We start from the raw sequence: 18,287 nt of genomic DNA on the forward strand, positions 1-18,287 counted from the left end.
CCCGCTCGAGGAATTGCCCGGGGTCAGGTCTTGTCGGCGTTGGTGCGGGGGAAGCCGCCGCCCTGCGGGAACAACGGGAACACCACATCATCGAGGTTCATGGCGTCGCCGGAGGTCTTGTTGACCGTGGCGCCCCAGACGTTGCCATCCGGTGACACCTGCAACGCCCACGCGTGTCCGTGCTTGTCTTCGCGGACAACCTCGGGGTCTCCGGTCACCGCGCCGGTGTCGGGAGCCATCCGAACGGCGACTGTCTGCTTGGTGTTCACCAGGTTCACCAGGACCGTTCCGTCCATCGCCGAGCATCCCGCCACGCCGGGACGATCGGGCCAGGTCCACACCGTCGACACCGTCGAATCCTTGCTGATGCGCTGCAACCGGTCGGCGTCCGCTGTCCGGTCGGTGACGTAAAGGGCATCGTCGGAGGGGTCGACGCACATGCCGCCGGCGGGGCCCAAACCTGACAACGCCGTCGTCGTGGGGGCCTGGTCGACGGTGGTTGGCTGCTCGATGCGCAGCAGCTTGCCGGCCATCGACCCGGGATCCGCGGCCAGAGCAGGGTCGCCCGCATCGCCGGTCTGCACCACCAAGGTGGTCGGGCTGGTGAAGACCAGCGAGCCTCTGTTGCCGTCGTCGCCCTTGGGGATGCCGGTCAGGATCGGCTTGGGAACATCGCCGTCAGCTATCCGGACGACCCGGTTGTCGGTTTCGGTGCTGATGTAGGCGTACATCAGCCGGTCTTGTGAGTAGGTCGGGGACAAGATGATGTCCATCAGTCCGCCGTCCCCGCTGGGGTCAACCGGAATCACCGTCTTGACGAACGGTTCGGCGCGGACCGACACCTGCTTGACTGCCCCGGTAGTGCGCTCAGCCACCAGCGCTGACTTGCTGTCGGGCAGCATGATCAGGCCGCTGGTGCTGCCTAGGCAACCCTGCATGACCCCGGGTGCCGGGCACTCTTTGGGAAACGGTTTCGCGGGTAGCGGAGGTGGCGGAGGCGGCGTGGACGTCGGCCCCGCCGCAAGCTTGGGTTGGGTGGTGAACGGCTGCGACTGTGCCGAATCGAACTGGGCGCAACCGGCGCCGGCAGTCAACGCCGCGCCCAGCAAAACCACGACTGCCACCGACTGCCGACATTGACCCATGCAGGCCAGGTTACGGATTGTTGGGCGGTGCGCGCCACGCGCTCCCCGGCACAAACGGGCTCAACGCGCCGAACCAGTTCCCCATTTGGGGGGTGACTAGCACTTACCCTGACACCCGTGACGAGTCCCCATGACCCAGGCCCCTGGCAGCGGCCCGACGAATCGGGCGGTAAGCCGTCGTCGGCGAGCTTGGTGGACCCCGAGGATGACGTTCCCTCGACAAATTACGGTGGTGACTTCGAAACCACCGCGATCCCGCGCTACGACGCCGCCAAGTCGGAGAGCGAGAACCCGTTCGGACTGATCAGTGAACCTGAGCCGCTGCCTTACGTGCAGGCCGGCAGCGGTCTGGCTGCCGGCGCATACGGTGCTACAGCGGGCCCGGCCGAGGTCCTGGTCGAGGATGGCGACCGTCGTGGCGATCCCGACCGCAGAGGTACTCAGGACCTCGGTTTGCTGTTGCTACGGGTCTCGGTCGGCGCCTTGCTCATCAGCCACGGCCTGCAGAAGATGTTCGGCTGGTGGGGCGGCGAGGGTCTTAGCGGCTTCCGTGAGTATCTGACCGCCGTGGGCTTCCGCCACGTCGACATCCTGAGCTATGTCGGCGCCGGCGGCCTGATCGCTGCCGGGGTCCTGCTGGTGCTCGGGCTGTTCACGCCGATCGCGGCGGCGGGCACGTTGGCCTACCTGACCACGGCCATCCTGGCCGAAGTGATGGATGCCCACAACGACGCGCGGCTTTCGGCGTTCCTCACCGACGGGCACGAGTACGAACTAGTCGTGCTGTGCGTGGTCGCCGCCATCATCCTGATCGGCCCTGGCCGGTACGGGCTTGACGCCGGCCGCGGTTGGGCCCGTCGTCCGTTCATCGGATCGCTGGCTGCGCTGATCTTGGGCGCGGGCGCCGGCGTGGCGATATGGGTCCTGCTCAACGGCGCCAACCCGCTGGGGTAGAGCGCGAGTTCTCCACCGGTTGGTCGCGCTGATCGGGTGGGGCCGGCCGACCCGGCCGGCCGGTTCACTGTGCCCCCGTGCCGGACCGACCTGCTCATCACCTGTAGGGGTTGGGCACCCGGCCGCCGCTCGCCGATGTCAGCACCGGCAGCGTCGCGAACGTCACTGCCGGAAGTAACAGCTCACTGCCATCGTGGCGTTGCGCTCGAGCCCACGGCCGCCGGCCGAACCGCAGCCCGTCGATATCCTGCCAGCGGACCTTCTGGCTACCCAGCAGGGTTCGTGCGGTCACGTTTTCACGGTCTGCTGTCGTCCGGTAGCGCATGATCGCCAGCGACAGCACCACCGGAATGATGAGCAATAGCGCGAACCAACCAGGCCCAGCCATCACCAGCGACAACAGCCCGAACGTCAGCAGGCCGACGGCGAGATGCGCCATCGGCGAGATCCTGACGACGACCGGGGCCGACGCTGACTCTGAAGTGGAACCCATGCCGCCATCATCCCATCGCGCATCCGTCCGTGTGGGCCGCGACCATTCGGTGCGCGGCTGCGGACAGTGAATTTGACCTTTGGCCAGTTCGGCGGCTACCGTCGATTGCTATGCAGATCCCGGGATTGCTCGTTGGAAGCGCTTCGGCGCCGACATCGGTCGTAGTAATTGGGTTGCGCGTTGATGCCGCGCTAGCCCCGAGTCGGGTATAGCAACCACAGCATCGACGCGCAACCCTCGTACAGCCGCTGAGCTGACGGGGGTTTTTTCTTGCCCCAGCACCGATTTGAGACCCTGAAGACCGAATCACCGACGATTATCACCGACGATTATCACCGACGATTATCACCCACGATTCGAATGAACCAGAGGAACTAGAGTGAGCGCACCGACCACGCGACCACCCGAGCAGTCGGCTACGCCGGCGAACGGGAGTCACACCGCACCGGCAACCACTCCCGCGCAGCCGAAACGAGTAGCGCCCCATCAGATCACCGGGGCGGAGGCGGTGATTCGGTCGCTTGAGGAACTCGACGTCGACGTCATCTTCGGAATCCCGGGTGGCGCGGTCCTGCCGGTCTACGATCCGCTGTTCGATTCCCAGAAGCTGCGTCACGTCCTGGTCCGCCACGAGCAGGGTGGCGGCCACGCCGCCAGCGGGTACGCGCATGCCACCGGTCGGGTGGGGGTGTGCATGGCGACCTCCGGTCCGGGCGCCACCAACCTGGTGACCCCGCTGGCCGACGCTTACATGGACTCGATCCCGATGGTCGCGCTCACCGGGCAGGTCGGGCGTGCACTGATCGGGACGGACGCCTTTCAGGAGGCCGACATCTCCGGCATCACCATGCCGATCACCAAGCACAACTTCCTGGTCCGTAGCGGTGACGAGATCGCCCGCGTTATCGCCGAGGCGTTCCACATCGCGGCCAGCGGGCGGCCCGGACCGGTACTCGTCGACATTCCGAAGGACATACTGCAGGGGCAGTGCACCTTCAGTTGGCCGCCGAAGTTCGAGCTGCCCGGTTACAAGCCCAACACCAAGCCGCACAATCGGCAGATCCGCGAGGCCGCCAAGCTCATCGCGCAGGCACGCAAGCCGGTGCTTTACGTCGGCGGCGGCGTCATCCGCGGCGAGGCCACCGACCAGCTGCTCGATCTGGCCGAGCTGACCGGCATCCCGGTCGTGACCACGTTGATGGCTCGGGGAGCGTTCCCCGACAGCCACCCCCAGAACCTGGGCATGCCCGGCATGCACGGGACCGTGGCCGCGGTGGCCGGGCTGCAGCGCAGCGACCTGCTGATCGCGCTGGGTACCCGCTTCGACGACCGGGTGACAGGCAAGCTGGAATCGTTCGCGCCCGAGGCGAAAGTCATCCACGCCGACATCGACCCCGCCGAGATCGGCAAGAACCGCCATGCCGACGTGCCGATCGTGGGCGACGTCAAGGCAGTCATCACCGACCTGATCGCGGCGTTGCGCCGCGAACGGACGGCGGCGCCGGAGCCGGAACGGCGACATCAGGACATAGCCGAGATGGACGGCTGGTGGGAGTACCTGCGCGACGTGCAGTCGAGGTATCCGCTGAGCTACGGGCCGCAGAGCGACGGCAGCCTGTCGCCGGAGCTCGTGATCGAGTCACTCGGCAGAATCGCGGGGCCCGACGCCCTCTATGTCGCCGGCGTGGGTCAGCACCAGATGTGGGCAGCACAGTTCATCTCCTATGAGAAGCCCAAGACGTGGATCAACTCGGGCGGGCTGGGCACCATGGGCTTCGCGGTCCCCGCGGCCATGGGCGCCAAGATGGGCCGTCCGGAGGCCGAGGTGTGGGCCATAGATGGCGACGGCTGCTTCCAGATGACCAATCAGGAGCTGGCTACCTGCGCGGTCGAGGGTGTGCCGATCAAGGTTGCGGTGATCAACAACGGCAACTTGGGCATGGTCCGGCAGTGGCAGACCCTGTTCTACGGAGAGCGGTACAGCCAAACCGACCTGTCCACCCACTCCCATCGCATCCCGGACTTCGTCAAGCTGGCCGAGGCACTGGGGTGCGTCGGTTTGCGGTGCGAACGTGCCGAGGATGTGGCAGAGGTTATTGCCCAGGCCAGGGCGATCAATGACCGCCCGGTGGTGATCGACTTCATCGTCGGCGCAGATGCCCAGGTGTGGCCGATGGTTGCCGCGGGCACCAGCAACGACGAGATCCAAGCGGCGCAGGGAATTCGGCCACTGTTCGGCGATCCGGAGGAAGGACACGCATGAGCGGCCAAGGATCTCCCCGCACGCACACGCTTTCGGTGCTCGTTGAGGACAAGCCCGGTGTGCTGGCGCGGGTGGCGGCGTTGTTCGCCCGGCGCGGATACAACATCCAGTCGTTGGCTGTCGGGGCCACCGAACAGAAGGACCTGTCCCGGATGACCATCGTGGTCGATGTTGAGGAATCGCCACTGGAGCAGATCACCAAACAGCTCAACAAGCTGATAAACGTGATCAAGATCGTGGAGCAGGACGACGACAACTCCGTCGCCCGCGAGCTCACGCTGATCAAGGTCCGCGCAGGGGCAACCACCCGTAGTCAGGTCATCGAGGCGGTGAACCTGTTCCGCGCCAAAGTCGTTGACGTATCCAACGAATCGCTCACCGTCGAGGCGACCGGCACCCCGGAAAAGCTCGAAGCACTCCTGCAAATTCTCGAACCCTACGGAATCCGGGAAATCGCCCAATCCGGGGTGGTATCGCTTTCCCGCGGGCCCCGCGGTATCGGCACGTCCAAGTAAGAATCCTGAAAAGCAAAGAGAAGAAGGAAGATTAACGAAGATGGCAGTTGAGATGTTCTATGACGATGACGCGGACCTGTCGATCATCCAGGGGCGCAAGGTCGGCGTCATCGGCTACGGCAGCCAGGGGCACGCACACTCGCTGAGCTTGCGTGACTCGGGCGTTCAGGTGAAGGTCGGCCTCAAGGAAGGTTCGAAGTCTCGGGAGAAGGTCACCGAGCAGGGGTTGGAAGTGGACACTCCGGCAGCGGTCGCCAAGTGGGCCGATGTGATCATGATGCTGGCGCCCGACACCGCGCAAGCCGACATCTTCGCCAACGACATCGAACCAAACCTGAACGACGGTGACGCGCTGTTCTTCGGTCACGGCCTCAACATCCACTTCGATCTGATCAAGCCGCCGGCGACGGTGACGATCGGCATGGTCGCCCCCAAGGGCCCGGGGCACCTGGTGCGCCGGCAGTTCGTCGACGGCAAGGGCGTGCCGTGCCTGATCGCCGTTGACCAAGATCCCAAGGGGGAGGGGGAGGCGCTCGCGCTGTCCTACGCCAAGGCCATCGGCGGCGCCCGGGCCGGCGTTATCAAGACCACCTTCAAGGACGAGACCGAAACCGATCTCTTCGGTGAGCAGGCCGTGTTGTGTGGCGGCACCGAGGAACTCGTCAAGACCGGCTTCGAGGTCATGGTCGAGGCCGGCTACGCGCCCGAGCTCGCGTACTTCGAGGTGCTGCACGAGCTCAAACTGATCGTCGACCTGATGTACGAGGGCGGCATCGCGCGGATGAACTACTCGGTGTCCGACACTGCGGAGTTCGGGGGCTATCTATCGGGTCCCAGGGTCATTGACGCCGACACCAAGAATCGGATGAAGCAGATCCTCGGCGACATTCAGGACGGCACCTTCGTCCAGCGACTGGTCGCCAACGTCGCAGGCGGCAACAAGGAACTCGAGAAGCTGCGCAAGGAGAACGCCGAGCACCCGATCGAGGTGACCGGCAAGAAGCTGCGCGATCTGATGAGCTGGGTGGACCGCCCGATCACCGAAACCGCCTAGAAATCTGGCGATTTCGGCGTGTTTCTCTGCGGTGAGCGCAGACAAACACGCCGAAATCGCGAACTCAGGGGGACAGTGGCGGCATTTCTCTGATGCCGAACTCTCGCCGCAGCACGGTGCGGGCAGCGTAGAAGCCGGCCATGCCGTGCACTCCGCCGCCCGGTGGGGTGGCCGACGAGCACAGGTATGCCTTCGGTATCGGGGTCGACCACGGATTCCAGCGCAGTGCCGGGCCGGTGAGCGCACTGAACATGTTATTGCCGCCGACACCGATGTCGCCCCCGACGAGATTGGCGTTGTGGTCGGCGAGGTGCGCGGCCGGCACGCTGCGCACGCCGACGACCAGATCACGGAACCCGGGGGCGAAGCGCTCGAAGATGTCGGTGACTGTCTCCGCCATGTCCACCATGGAGCCCTGCGGAACATGGGCGTAGGTCCACAGCGGCCGACGGCCCTGCGCGTCGATCCGGCTGGGGTCAGCCAGGTGGGGAAGCGCGCCGAGCACCATCGGCCACTCGGGATGGCGGCCCTCGGCAATCTCTCGCTCGGCCAGCGCCATCATCGGTCGATCGCCGCCCAGGTGCAGGGTCGGAGTCTGCGCCAACCGCGAATCCCGCCACGGGACTTCCCCGGACAGCACGAAGTCGACCTTCGCGACGCCCGGCCCGTACCGATAGCGGCGGAGTGTGGCGGCATAGCGGGACGGCAACCGATCGCCGTAGATGCGTAACAATGCGGTTGGCGCGGTGTCGTAGAGCACCACGCCGGAAGGCGGGCGGGCGACATCCTCGCCGAGCGCCAGTGCCCCGCCGTGGGAACGCAGATCGGCGATCAGGGCGTCGGCGATGGCCTGCGAACCGCCGACGGGTATCGGCCAACCCACCGCATGCCCTAGCGTCGCCAGCATCAGACCCGCGCCCGCGGCCACCAGCGATGGCATGGGCGAGATCGTATGTGCCGCAACGCCAGTGAACAACGCACGGGCATCATCGCCTGCAAGAAGACGCCACGCGGCGCTGCCTTGTGCAAGTAAGCGCGGCGCGACCCGTAGCGCCGCGGGGATACTGGGGGGGATCGAACGTTTGTCGCCAAGCAACAAACCGACCACGCCGTCCCAGTCCGCCGCCAATGGGCCCAGCAGCCGCCGCCACGAGGCGCCGTCATCGAGTTCAGCGCACGTGCGCTCAATGTCGCGGTAACCGATCGCCGCCGAACGGTCCGGCAGCGGGTTTCCGTAGGACGCCTCGGGTACCGCCAGGGTCACGCCCCGGGCGGCTAGATCGAACTCGGCGAAGAAGGGCGACGCCAGCGCCAGTGGGTGCACCGCCGAGCAGATATCGTGCGAGACGTCTGGAAAGTCGGGATCAGGCAGGGTGCGCGCACCGCCTCCGGCCGTGGGCTGGGCCTCGATGACCCGTACCGAAAGGCCCGCCCTCGCGCAGATGACAGCGGCGGCCAGGCCATTGGGCCCGCTGCCGACAACAGTGATGTCCACCGGTGCCATTCTGCCCCGACCACCCGGCGTCATTCTCGCGCCCACCGCAGGCAAAGATTCTCCCGCCCTCCGCAGGGCAAGATTCTCCCGCCCTCCGCAGGGCAAGATTCTCCCGCCCTCCACCCGGCCAGGGCGGCCCATTAGGCTGTCCCGCGTGAGTTTGCCTGTTGTAGTAATCGCCGACAAGCTGGCCCAATCGACCGTGGAAGCTCTCGGCGACCAGGTCGAAGTCCGATGGGTTGACGGTCCTGACCGGGAGAAGTTGCTGGCAGCGGTCGTCGATGCCGACGCGCTGCTGGTGCGCTCGGCCACCACGGTCGACGCCGAAGTCCTCGCCGCGGCACCCAAGCTCAAGATCGTCGCTCGCGCGGGGGTCGGCCTGGACAACGTCGACGTCGACGCCGCCACCGCGCGCGGCGTCCTCGTGGTCAACGCCCCGACTTCGAACATCCACAGCGCCGCCGAGCATGCGCTGGCCCTCCTGCTGTCGGCGGCGCGCCAGATTCCGGCCGCCGATGCCACGCTGCGTGCGCGCACCTGGAAGCGGTCGTCGTTCTCCGGGACCGAGATCTTCGGAAAGACCGTCGGGGTCGTTGGACTCGGCCGCATCGGTCAGTTGGTGGCGCAACGGCTTGCGGCTTTCGGCGCGCACGTCACCGCCTACGACCCGTATGTGTCGCACGCGCGCGCCGCGCAGTTGGGCATCGAGTTGTTGACGCTCGATGAACTCCTCGGGCGCGCCGACTTCATCTCCGTGCACCTGCCCAAAACCCAGGAGACGGCGGGTCTGATCGGCAAGGACGCACTGGCCAAAACCAAGCCTGGCGTCATCATCGTCAACGCGGCCCGTGGCGGACTGATCGACGAAGCCGCGCTGTCCGAAGCCATCGCCAGCGGTCACGTACGCGGTGCAGGACTGGACGTGTTCTCCACCGAACCGTGCACCGATAGTCCGCTGTTCGGGCTGCCGGAAGTAGTGGTCACACCGCATCTGGGCGCCTCCACCGCCGAGGCTCAGGCCCGGGCGGGCACCGATGTCGCTGCCAGTGTGAAGCTTGCACTGGCCGGGGAGTTCGTACCGGATGCCGTCAACGTCGGCGGCGGCGTTGTCGGTGAAGAGGTGGCACCCTGGCTGGACCTGGTGCGCAAGCTGGGTCTACTGGTGGGGGTGCTGTCCAGCGAGCCGCCTGTGTCGGTGTCGGTTCAAGTGGAGGGTGAGCTGGCTTCCGGCGGACCTGGAGAAGTTGACATCCTGCGACTCTCCGCACTGCGCGGCCTGTTCTCGGCGGTGATCGAGGAACAGGTCACCTTCGTCAACGCGCCGGCGCTGGCAGCCGAGCGCGGAGTGGAGGCGTCGATCACCACCGCCTCGGAGAGCCCGAACCACCGCAGCATGGTCGACGTGCGCGCGGTAGCAGGCGATGGATCCACGGTGAATGTCGCGGGCACGCTGACCGGACCACAGCTCACCGAGAAGATCGTTCAGATCAACGGCCGCAACCTCGAACTGCGCGCCGAGGGCGTGAACCTGATCATCAACTACGACGACCAGCCCGGCGCGCTCGGCAAGATCGGCACCCTGCTGGGGTCGGCAGGAGCCAACATCCTTGCCGCTCAACTCAGTCAGGACGCCGATGGCGAAGGTGCGACGATCATGCTGAGACTGGACCGTCAGGTACCCGACGACGTTCTGTCGGCCATCGGTCGCGACGTCAACGCCGTCACACTGGAAGTGGTCGATCTGGCGTGACTTACCCAATGAAATTGGCCGTGATCGCCGGCGACGGCATCGGCCCGGAAGTCATCGGCGAGGCGCTCACGGTGCTTGACGCGGTGCTGCCCGGGGTGCAGAAAACCGAGTACGACCTCGGTGCCCGGCAATACCATGCGACCGGCGAGGTTCTGCCCGACTCGGTGCTCACCGAACTGAAGGGACACGACGCGATTCTGCTCGGCGCGATCGGAGATCCGTCGGTGCCCAGTGGACTGCTCGAACGCGGTCTGTTGCTGCGCGTCCGGTTCGAACTGGACCATCACATCAATCTGCGGCCGAGTCGGCTCTACCCCGGCGTGCAGAGCCCGCTGGCCGGAAACCCCGAGATCGATTTCGTGGTGGTCCGGGAGGGTACCGAGGGTCCGTACACCGGGAACGGCGGCGCCATCCGCGTCGACACGCCGCACGAGGTCGCCACCGAGGTGAGCGTCAACACGGCCTTCGGGGTCCGTCGGGTCGTGCAAGACGCGTTCGGCCGAGCGCAACAGCGGCGCAAGCATCTGACCCTGGTGCACAAGAACAACGTGCTCACCTACGCCGGGTCGCTGTGGTGGCGCACCGTGCAGGCGGTGGCGCCCGAATATCCCGAAGTCGACGTGGCCTACATGCACGTCGACGCCGCGACGATCCACCTGGTTACCGACCCGGGCCGATTCGACGTGATCGTCACCGACAACCTCTTCGGCGACATCATCACCGATCTGGCCGCTGCGGTGTGCGGTGGCATCGGGCTGGCAGCCAGCGGCAACATCGATGCCACGCACACGCATCCGCCGATGTTCGAGCCTGTGCACGGTAGTGCGCCGGACATCGCGGGCCAGGGCATCGCGGATCCGACGGCAGCCATCATGTCGGTGGCGCTGCTGCTGGCGCAGAAGGGCGAGCTCCGCGCGGCGGAGCGCGTCGACGTTGCCGTCGAGGATCATCTCGCGACGCGAGGTGACGCGTCGCTGTCGACATCCGCTGTGGGCGAGCGGATTCTGAGCAAACTCTAGGCATCGCGTGGTGATTTGGGTGTCGTTGGTCACGCTGGGCGTTACCAACGACACCCAAATCGCGGGAGGTTAGCGGCGTCGCGGGAGGTTAGCGGCGTCGCGGCCGGGCACCGGCACCGTGGGGATAGCCATCAGCGGGAACAGCGCGCACACCGCGAAGGCGGCCGGATAGCCGACGATGCCGATCAGACCGCCGAACAACGGCGGCACGATACCGGCGGTGAACAACTGGCTGGTGTTCTGGGTGCCCAGTGCCCGACCGCTCCAGAACGGCCCGGCGATCTCGGCAATCGCAGTGAAGGCCAACCCGTTGTCGGACACCGTGATCACGGATGCAGCCAGCATCAACGCGATGCTCAGCGGCGAGTCGAGCCAATCACTGAGTGCCAGTAGTGCCATCGACCCGGCAGCGGCGAACGCGATCGTCCGGATTGGTTTCAGCCGAGCGTCGAGTACATCGCCGGAACGCCTGAGCACATAGTCCGACCAGCGTCCCGCGGCGATCCGGCCACCGGCTCCGAGAAGCTGGGAGAACATCACCAACAGGCCCGCAGACTCTGGTGACCAGCCGTGTTCGCTGATGAGCCATACCAGGGTGAACGTCCACACCAGAACCTGGGGCACGACGAGCAGCACCGAAGCGAGGTGGATACGAAACAACAGTCGAGAGTTGCGATACGGGTTGGCGAGGTCGGATTCTGGAGCCTGCGCGCGCGGGAGGCGCGGCGGATCGACCACGGCCACCGCACATATCAGCGCCGACACCAGACACACGATCGCGGGAAACAGTAGTGCCGCCGAGACCCCGTGGTGTTCGGCCACCCGCGGGATGACCAGCGCGCCGACGCCCACCCCCAGGGGTTGGGCGGTCTGCCGGATGCCCATGACAAGTCCGCGTTGCTCGGCTGCGAACCAGCCGACCACCAATCGCCCGCTTGCGGTGTTGCTGCTCGCGGCGGCCATTCCGCCGAGAAACAGAAATGCGCTCACAGCGACCAGGGACTGCACGGACGCAGCGGCAAAGGCAGCCGCAGCGGTGAGCAACGAGCCCAGCGTCAACACGAACCGCTCACCCACGCGGTCGACCACGTACCCCCAGGCGATGAGCGTCACCACCATGCCCAGGCTGGGCATGGCCGAGATCAGTGCGGCCTCGGCCAGGTCGAGCCCGCGCTCGCTGTTCAGGGCCGGGATGAGAAACGCCACACCGTTGATGAATACGTTCGCACACAGCGTTGCCGACAGCGCGATCACCAGCATCGACCAGCGCCTGACGTGGCTTATGGGCGAGACGGGCACGGCGCCATCGTCGCACAGACGTCTCATAGCGCTGAACTGCAATCTCATTGAGTGAGAAGGATGGGGTAACCGCACTCAGTGTTCCGGTGGGCCTGTGGCGGCCGGAGGCGAAGCTGGGGCACTACGCTAGGGCAATGCGCCTCGGCCGAATCGCCAGCCCCGACGGGGTCGCCTTCGTCAGCATCGAAGGTGACCCCAGTGAGGCCGTCTGCAAGGAGATCGCTGAGCACCCGTTCGGCAACCCCACCTTCACCGGCCGGGCTTGGCCGCTGGCCGACGTCCGACTGTTGGCCCCCATCCTGGCGAGCAAAGTGGTGTGCATGGGCAAGAACTACGCCGCGCACGCCGCGGAAATGGGCGGCACCGCGCCCGAGGATCCGGTGATCTTCCTCAAGCCCAATACGGCGATCATCGGCCCGAATACGCCGATCCAGTTGCCGGCCGAGGCCTACCCAGTGCATCACGAAGGAGAGTTGGCCGCGGTGATCGGCCGGCCCTGCAAGGATGTGCCCGCATCCCGGGCCGCGGAGAACATCCTGGGATACACCATCGCCAACGACGTATCGGCGCGTGATCAGCAGAAAAAAGACGGCCAGTGGATGCGGGCCAAAGGCCACGACACCTTCTGCCCGGTAGGGCCGTGGATCGTCACCGATCTGGACCCCAGTGATCTGGACCTGCGCACCGAAGTGAATGGCCGGACGCGCCAGCATTCCAATACTGCGCTGATGATTCATGACATCGGCGCAATCATCGAGTGGGTCTCGGAGGTGATGACCTTGCTTCCGGGTGATCTCATCCTTACCGGAACACCTGAAGGGGTCGGTCCGATCGAGGACGGAGACACTGTCAGCGTCACCATCTCGGGAATCGGAACACTCACCAACCCCGTTGTGCGCAAAGGACTTAAAGGAAACAAGTGACCGACGAAAATGTTCGGGTCAGATTCTGCCCATCGCCGACCGGCACGCCGCACGTCGGGCTGGTTCGGACCGCCCTGTTCAACTGGGCCTATGCCAGGCACACCGGCGGAACGTTCGTCTTCCGCATCGAAGACACCGACGCGCAGCGTGACAGTGCCGACAGTTACGCTGCGATCCTCGATGCGCTGCGCTGGTTGGGTCTGGATTGGGATGAAGGCCCCGAGGTCGGCGGACCCTACGAGCCCTACCGGCAGTCTCAGCGTTCCCAGATCTACCGTGATGTGCTCGATCAGCTAGTCGCCGCCGGCGAGGCCTACGAGGCGTATTCGACCGCGGCCGAGGTCGAGGCCCGGCACCTGGCCGCGGGGCGCAACCCCAAACTCGGCTACGACAACTTCGACCGCGACCTGACCGCGCAGCAGCGCGCCGAGTTTCGGGACGGGGGCCGCAGTCCGGTGCTGCGGCTTCGGATGCCAGATGCCGACCTTTCCTGGGTCGATCTGGTGCGCGGCGAGACGACCTTCCCGGCCGGCTCGGTACCGGACTTTGCCCTGACGCGTGGCAGCGGAGATCCGTTGTACACCTTGGTCAATCCGGTCGATGACGCGCTGATGAAGATCACTCATGTATTACGCGGCGAGGACATCATGCCGTCCACCCCGCGTCAAATCGCCTTGTACCAGGCGCTGATCCGAATTGGGGTTGCCGATCAGGTACCCCAATTCGCCCATTTGCCAAGTGTTCTGGGGGAGGGAAACAAGAAACTCTCGAAACGAGATCCCCAGTCCAACCTGTTCCTGCACCGCGACCGTGGCTTCATTCCCGAGGGTCTGCTGAACTATCTGGCGTTACTGGGGTGGGGTATCGCCGACGATCACGATGTTTTCAGCCTCGCTGAGATGGTTTCCGCCTTCGATGTGGTCAACGTCAATTCGAATCCGGCACGTTTCGATCAGAAGAAGGCCGACGCGATCAACGCCGAGCAAATCCGTCTGCTGGACAAAAATGAGTTCGTCGGGCGCCTTTCTGATTTCTTCACCGCGCACGGCCACCGCACGGGTTTGGCTGACGCGTCCTTCGCGGAGGCGGCGGAGTTGGTCCAGACCCGCATCGTGGTGCTCAGCGACGCATGGGAACTGCTCAAGTTCCTCAATGATTCGGAGTTCGGGCTCGACGAGAAAGCGGCGGCCAAGGAGCTGCGTCCCGACGCCGCACCGGTGCTGGGCGCTGCACTGGCCGCGCTCGAGGCGGTCCAGCGGTGGACGAGCACCGCGATTGAGGAGGCACTCAAGACGGCGCTGGTGGAGGGCCTGGGGCTCAAACCCCGCAAAGCGTTCGGCCCGGTTCGGGTAGCTGCGACTGGTTCGTCGGTGAGCCCGCCGCTCTTCGAATCGCTGGAGTTGCTCGGCCGCGACCGCAGTCTGGATCGGCTACGAGCCGGCCGCGAGCGCGCCGCCGCCAGATCCACGGAGCAGTGAGGGAACCAGCATCGAAGGTTTGATACTGTGCACCTCGGTCCGCCAAAAGGCGCAATGCGGTCCAGCCGCGCCGCGTCGGGTCGAGAAATGGCTTGTGACCAGCGGTGACAGGCTTCTCATGGGGTATGGTGTAATTGGCAACACAGCGGTTTCTGGTACCGCCATTCTAGGTTCGAGTCCTGGTACCCCAGCCAACCTGAGAGATTAGGTCAGTATTCTTGGCTGAGCTATGCTTGCCAACCGGAAATAGTTCTGGCCCCCGTCGTCTAGCGGCCTAGGACGCCGCCCTCTCACGGCGGTAGCGTGGGTTCGAATCCCATCGGGGGTACTCACCGTCCCAAAGCCCAACTCAGCGATCAGCTCCCAGGGCAGGCCGCTCCAGTTCTCATAGTCGGCGCGTCAGCGCATCGGCGGCGGCCACCAGGTCGCTGGCCCACCGGGCGCCCGGACGCCGACCCATCCGGTCGATCGGACCCGACACCGATACGGCGGCGATCACCGCGCCGTGCGCGTCGCGGACCGGCGCGGACACGCTGGCCACGCCTGGCTCGCGTTCAGCCGCGCTCTGGGCCCACCCCCTCTTGCGTACCTCGGCCAATGCTCGGTCGGAAAACGTCGCGGTCGGCAGCACCGCCTGCTGGGTCGCGACATCGGCGTAGGCAAGGAGCACCTTGGCGCCGGATCCGGCGTTCATCGGAAGCCGCGCTCCGACCGGCACCGTATCGCGAAGTCCGGCAGGCGGTTCCAGGGCAGCGATGCAGATTCGTGCGGTGCCCTCTCGCCGGTATAGCTGAACGCTCTCTCCGGTGAGCTCTCGCAAACGGGGCAGTACCGCGGCACCGGCGGAGAGCAGCGGATCTTTGATTTGTCCGGCGAGCTCGGTGACCGCAGGGCCGAGGCGCCATTGCCCGTCCCCGTCACGGGCCAGCAGCCGGTGTGCTTCCAGCCCGACGGCCAGCCGGTGGGCTGTCGCTCGCGGCAGGTCGGTGCGTTCGCAGAGATCGGCCAGACCGCACGGGGACTGGGCGACCGCGTGCAGCACCCCCACGGCTTTGTCCAGCACGCCGATACCGCTATCCTGTCTCACACCGAGATACTAGCGTCCCAGAATGTGAGACAGTAGAGATGGCCATCGCGAACCAGCCCCGCACCCTCGCCGAGAAGGTGTGGAGCGAGCATGTCGTCGTACCCGGGGCCGGTGAAGGCGCTTCGCGTGAGCCAGATCTGATCTACATCGACCTGCACCTCGTCCACGAGGTCACGAGTCCTCAGGCTTTCGACGGATTGCGGCTGGCCGGCCGGCCGGTCCACCGGCCGGATCTGACAATCGCCACCGAAGATCACAACGTGCCGACGATCGACATCGACCAGCCGATCGCCGACGTGGTCTCGCGGACTCAGGTGGAGACACTTCGCCGCAACTGCGAGGAGTTTGGCGTCAGGCTGCACCGGATGGGTGATCTCGAGCAGGGCATCGTGCACATCATCGGGCCGCAGCTCGGGCTGACCCAACCCGGCATGACTGTCGTGTGCGGGGACAGCCATACCTCCACCCATGGCGCGTTCGGGGCGCTGGCAATGGGGATCGGCACCTCGGAGGTCGAGCATGTGCTGGCCACCCAGACGTTGTCACTAAGGCCCTTCAAGACGATGTCCGTCAATGTCGACGGCGTTCTTCCGGCCGGGGTGAGCGCCAAGGATGTCATCCTCGCCGTCATCGCCAAGGTCGGGACCGGCGGAGGCCAGGGATATGTGATCGAATACCGCGGCAGCGCCATCGAATCGCTCTCGATGGAGGGCCGGATGACTATCTGCAACATGAGCATCGAAGCGGGCGCCCGTGCGGGGATGGTCGCGCCCGACGAGACGACGTTCGAGTTCCTGGCCGGTCGGCCCCATGCCCCCAAAGGGGCCGAATGGGACGCCGCTATCGAGGCGTGGAGCTCGCTGCGTACCGACGAGGGCGCCGAATTCGACGCCGAGGTCCACCTTGACGCCTCGACTCTGAGCCCGTTCGTGACTTGGGGAACGAACCCGGGGCAGGGGGTTCGACTTGCCGATTCGGTTCCCGATCCTGAGTTGATGGTCGACGAGGGTGAACGGCAGGCCGCCGAAAAGGCGTTGGCCTACATGGACCTTCGCGCCGGTACTCCCATGCGGGACATAACTGTGGACGCGGTGTTCGTCGGTTCCTGCACCAACGGCAGGATCGAGGATCTGCGTGTGGTCGCCGATGTGCTGCGCGGCCGCACGGTGGCCCCCGGAGTCCGGGTGCTGATCGTGCCCGGGTCCATGCGGGTGCGCGCCCAAGCTGAATCCGAGGGGTTGGGCGAGATTTTCACGGCCGCGGGTGCGGAATGGCGGCAGGCGGGCTGTTCGATGTGCCTGGGAATGAACCCCGACCAACTTTCGCCCGGTCAGCGGTGCGCGTCGACGTCCAACCGCAATTTCGAGGGCAGGCAAGGCAAAGGCGGCCGCACGCACCTGGTGTCGCCGGCGGTTGCCGCGGCCACCGCAGTCCGCGGCACGCTCTCCTCGCCGGTCGATCTGCAGTAGTGGCGAACGCCGGAATCAAGCATTTACACCCGACAGGAGACTGTGATGGAAGCCTTCCGTACCCATGCCGGGATCGGCGTGCCGCTACGCCGCTCCAATGTCGATACCGATCAGATCATCCCAGCGGTCTACTTGAAGCGCGTGACCCGAACGGGATTCGAGGACGGTCTGTTCGCGGCCTGGCGAACCGACCCATCGTTCGTGCTCAATCAGTCGCCGTACGACCAAGGCTCGGTTTTGGTGGCCGGGCCGGATTTCGGCACCGGTTCGTCTCGCGAACACGCTGTCTGGGCGCTCATGGACTTCGGTTTCCGGGTCGTGATCTCGTCTCGGTTCGCCGATATCTTCCGCGGCAACGCCGGTAAGACAGGGCTGCTGGCGGCAGAAGTCGCACAGGACGACGTGGAGTTGTTGTGGAAAATCATCGAGCAGCAGCCCGGTCTGGAAATCACTGTGAATCTACAAGATCGGACCGTCGCTGCGGGAACGGTCATGGTGCCGTTCAACATTGACGACTACACCGCGTGGCGGCTGCTCGAGGGGCTGGACGACATAGCCCTTACGCTGCGGAAACGCGATCAGATCGAGGTCTACGAGGGTCAACGGCCCGGGTGGAAACCGCGCACTTTGCCAGCCTGAGAAGCCGCTTCGCCGGCTGAAATTGCCCCTCTCCGATTTGCTTTTGGCGGTCTCTGACAGGAGGCCAAGGGCGGCAAGCGGATTGAAAATAGTTCGCTGGCTTGGCCTGAAATTGCGCGTGGCTCTTGGAAATCAGTACTCAATGGGTTTACCGTGTGCTCTAGTGGGTTCAAAGAGGACCACTTGCATTCGGAGGGTTTGCATGAATAAAGCAGAGCTCATCGACGTACTCACGGATAAGTTGGGGACGGATCGTCGGCAAGCAACTTTGGCGGTTGAAAATGTCGTTGACACCATAGTGCGCGCGGTTCACAAGGGTGAGAGCGTGACAATCACCGGCTTCGGCGTTTTCGAGCAGCGTCGTCGTGCCGCCCGCGTAGCGCGCAACCCGCGCACCGGTGAGACGGTGAAGGTCAAGCCCACCTCCGTGCCGGCGTTTCGTCCGGGCGCTCAGTTCAAGGCCGTTGTCTCTGGCGCGCAGCGCCTCCCGGCGGATGGCCCGGCAGTGAAGCGTGGCGTGACGGCGGGACGCACCGTGCGTAAGGCCGCGGCGAAGAGGGCCGCGAAGAAGGCTGCGGTGAAGAAAGCCGTGAAGAAGTCCGCGGTGAAGAAAGCTGCGGTGAAGAAGGCGGTGAAGAAGGCTCCGGCCAAGAAGGCTGCCAAGAAGGCTCCGGCCAAGAAGGCTCCGGCCAAGAAGGCTGCGG

16 protein-coding genes and 2 tRNA genes are annotated in these 18,287 nt (G+C 65.5%); 13 read left to right on the forward strand and 5 right to left on the reverse strand.

The genetic code is table 11. The annotated features are described in order from the left end of the window. Positions 1-23: 23 nt before the first annotated feature. Entirely contained in the window at positions 24-1,145 is a 1,122-nt protein-coding gene (locus ACPGXI_RS00410; RefSeq protein WP_526648662.1) for a PQQ-dependent sugar dehydrogenase, read from the reverse strand. 117 nt (positions 1,146-1,262) lie between these two features. Between ACPGXI_RS00410 and ACPGXI_RS00415 the strand changes: the two genes are divergently transcribed. Next, complete coding sequence (locus tag ACPGXI_RS00415; protein WP_526648664.1) at positions 1,263-2,099, forward strand: DoxX family protein; 837 nt, start codon at positions 1,263-1,265, stop codon at positions 2,097-2,099. A gap of 97 nt (positions 2,100-2,196) precedes the next feature. On the opposite strand, the gene ACPGXI_RS00420 is transcribed toward ACPGXI_RS00415, so the two are convergent. Further along, positions 2,197-2,592, reverse strand: coding sequence for a PH domain-containing protein (locus ACPGXI_RS00420; protein ID WP_526648666.1), 396 nt, complete (start codon positions 2,590-2,592; stop codon positions 2,197-2,199). Positions 2,593-2,971: 379 nt separating this feature from the next. Between ACPGXI_RS00420 and ACPGXI_RS00425 the strand changes: the two genes are divergently transcribed. The 3 genes from ACPGXI_RS00425 to ilvC are packed head-to-tail and all read left to right on the forward strand — an operon-like array spanning position 2,972 to position 6,424. Further along, a complete protein-coding gene (locus ACPGXI_RS00425) occupies positions 2,972-4,855 on the forward strand; it encodes an acetolactate synthase large subunit (RefSeq protein WP_526648669.1) in 1,884 nt (627 codons plus the stop codon). Next, complete coding sequence (ilvN, locus tag ACPGXI_RS00430; protein WP_526648671.1) at positions 4,852-5,370, forward strand: acetolactate synthase small subunit; 519 nt, start codon at positions 4,852-4,854, stop codon at positions 5,368-5,370. The genes ACPGXI_RS00425 and ilvN overlap by 4 nt, the downstream gene beginning before the upstream one ends. Positions 5,371-5,410: 40 nt before the next feature. Beyond that, positions 5,411-6,424, forward strand: coding sequence for a ketol-acid reductoisomerase (ilvC, locus tag ACPGXI_RS00435; protein WP_526648673.1), 1,014 nt, complete (start codon positions 5,411-5,413; stop codon positions 6,422-6,424). A gap of 64 nt (positions 6,425-6,488) precedes the next feature. On the opposite strand, the gene ACPGXI_RS00440 is transcribed toward ilvC, so the two are convergent. Beyond that, positions 6,489-7,919, reverse strand: a complete 1,431-nt coding sequence (locus ACPGXI_RS00440) for a phytoene desaturase family protein (protein ID WP_526648675.1) — start codon at positions 7,917-7,919, stop codon at positions 6,489-6,491. 154 nt (positions 7,920-8,073) lie between these two features. On the opposite strand from ACPGXI_RS00440, the gene serA reads away from it, so the two are divergent. Next, entirely contained in the window at positions 8,074-9,669 is a 1,596-nt protein-coding gene (gene serA / locus ACPGXI_RS00445) for a phosphoglycerate dehydrogenase (RefSeq protein ID WP_526648677.1), read from the forward strand. Positions 9,670-9,677: 8 nt separating this feature from the next. Continuing rightward, positions 9,678-10,688: a 3-isopropylmalate dehydrogenase gene (locus tag ACPGXI_RS00450; protein ID WP_526648679.1), complete on the forward strand. Its 1,011-nt coding sequence runs from the start codon at positions 9,678-9,680 to the stop codon at positions 10,686-10,688. Between the two features lie 69 nt (positions 10,689-10,757). Here the strand turns inward: ACPGXI_RS00450 and ACPGXI_RS00455 are convergent, their stop codons facing one another. After that, on the reverse strand, positions 10,758-11,987 hold the full coding sequence (locus ACPGXI_RS00455; RefSeq protein ID WP_526648681.1) for an MFS transporter: 1,230 nt from the start codon (positions 11,985-11,987) through the stop codon (positions 10,758-10,760). 134 nt (positions 11,988-12,121) lie between these two features. Between ACPGXI_RS00455 and ACPGXI_RS00460 the strand changes: the two genes are divergently transcribed. The 4 genes from ACPGXI_RS00460 to ACPGXI_RS00475 all read left to right on the forward strand — a co-directional run bounded on the left by ACPGXI_RS00460 (position 12,122) and on the right by ACPGXI_RS00475 (position 14,716). Next, complete coding sequence (locus ACPGXI_RS00460; RefSeq protein ID WP_526648683.1) at positions 12,122-12,910, forward strand: fumarylacetoacetate hydrolase family protein; 789 nt, start codon at positions 12,122-12,124, stop codon at positions 12,908-12,910. Continuing rightward, on the forward strand, positions 12,907-14,388 hold the full coding sequence (gene gltX, locus ACPGXI_RS00465; protein ID WP_526648685.1) for a glutamate--tRNA ligase: 1,482 nt from the start codon (positions 12,907-12,909) through the stop codon (positions 14,386-14,388). The genes ACPGXI_RS00460 and gltX overlap by 4 nt, the downstream gene beginning before the upstream one ends. Before the next feature lie 119 nt (positions 14,389-14,507). Further along, a tRNA-Gln gene (locus tag ACPGXI_RS00470) sits at positions 14,508-14,582 on the forward strand. Between the two features lie 61 nt (positions 14,583-14,643). Then, positions 14,644-14,716: transfer RNA gene (locus tag ACPGXI_RS00475), tRNA-Glu, on the forward strand. Positions 14,717-14,773: 57 nt separating this feature from the next. On the opposite strand, the gene ACPGXI_RS00480 is transcribed toward ACPGXI_RS00475, so the two are convergent. Next, positions 14,774-15,475, reverse strand: a complete 702-nt coding sequence (locus tag ACPGXI_RS00480) for an IclR family transcriptional regulator (RefSeq protein WP_526648687.1) — start codon at positions 15,473-15,475, stop codon at positions 14,774-14,776. A 38-nt stretch (positions 15,476-15,513) separates the two neighbouring features. Between ACPGXI_RS00480 and leuC the strand changes: the two genes are divergently transcribed. The 3 genes from leuC to ACPGXI_RS00495 all read left to right on the forward strand — a co-directional run. Beyond that, a complete protein-coding gene (gene leuC / locus ACPGXI_RS00485; protein WP_526648689.1) occupies positions 15,514-16,944 on the forward strand; it encodes a 3-isopropylmalate dehydratase large subunit in 1,431 nt (476 codons plus the stop codon). A 45-nt stretch (positions 16,945-16,989) separates the two neighbouring features. Next, positions 16,990-17,583: a 3-isopropylmalate dehydratase small subunit gene (leuD, locus tag ACPGXI_RS00490; RefSeq protein WP_526648691.1), complete on the forward strand. Its 594-nt coding sequence runs from the start codon at positions 16,990-16,992 to the stop codon at positions 17,581-17,583. 202 nt (positions 17,584-17,785) lie between these two features. Beyond that, positions 17,786-18,287, forward strand: a 502-nt coding sequence (locus tag ACPGXI_RS00495) for an HU family DNA-binding protein (protein WP_526648693.1), incomplete at its 3' end; no start/stop codon positions are given.

Source organism: Mycobacterium sp. (assembly GCF_049608025.1).
In the GTDB taxonomy this organism is placed as follows: domain Bacteria; phylum Actinomycetota; class Actinomycetes; order Mycobacteriales; family Mycobacteriaceae; genus Mycobacterium.

Excerpts from the sequence above, each read along its gene's own strand:
- ACPGXI_RS00410 (WP_526648662.1), bottom strand. The coding sequence starts at position 1,145 with ATGGGTCAATGTCGGCAGTCGGTGGCAGTCGTGGTTTTGCTGGGCGCG.
- ACPGXI_RS00420 (WP_526648666.1), bottom strand. The coding sequence starts at position 2,592 with ATGGGTTCCACTTCAGAGTCAGCGTCGGCCCCGGTCGTCGTCAGGATC.
- ilvN (WP_526648671.1), top strand. The coding sequence starts at position 4,852 with ATGAGCGGCCAAGGATCTCCCCGCACGCACACGCTTTCGGTGCTCGTT.
- ilvC (WP_526648673.1), top strand. The coding sequence starts at position 5,411 with ATGGCAGTTGAGATGTTCTATGACGATGACGCGGACCTGTCGATCATC.
- ACPGXI_RS00450 (WP_526648679.1), top strand. The coding sequence starts at position 9,678 with ATGAAATTGGCCGTGATCGCCGGCGACGGCATCGGCCCGGAAGTCATC.
- ACPGXI_RS00460 (WP_526648683.1), top strand. The coding sequence starts at position 12,122 with ATGCGCCTCGGCCGAATCGCCAGCCCCGACGGGGTCGCCTTCGTCAGC.
- leuC (WP_526648689.1), top strand. The coding sequence starts at position 15,514 with ATGGCCATCGCGAACCAGCCCCGCACCCTCGCCGAGAAGGTGTGGAGC.
- leuD (WP_526648691.1), top strand. The coding sequence starts at position 16,990 with ATGGAAGCCTTCCGTACCCATGCCGGGATCGGCGTGCCGCTACGCCGC.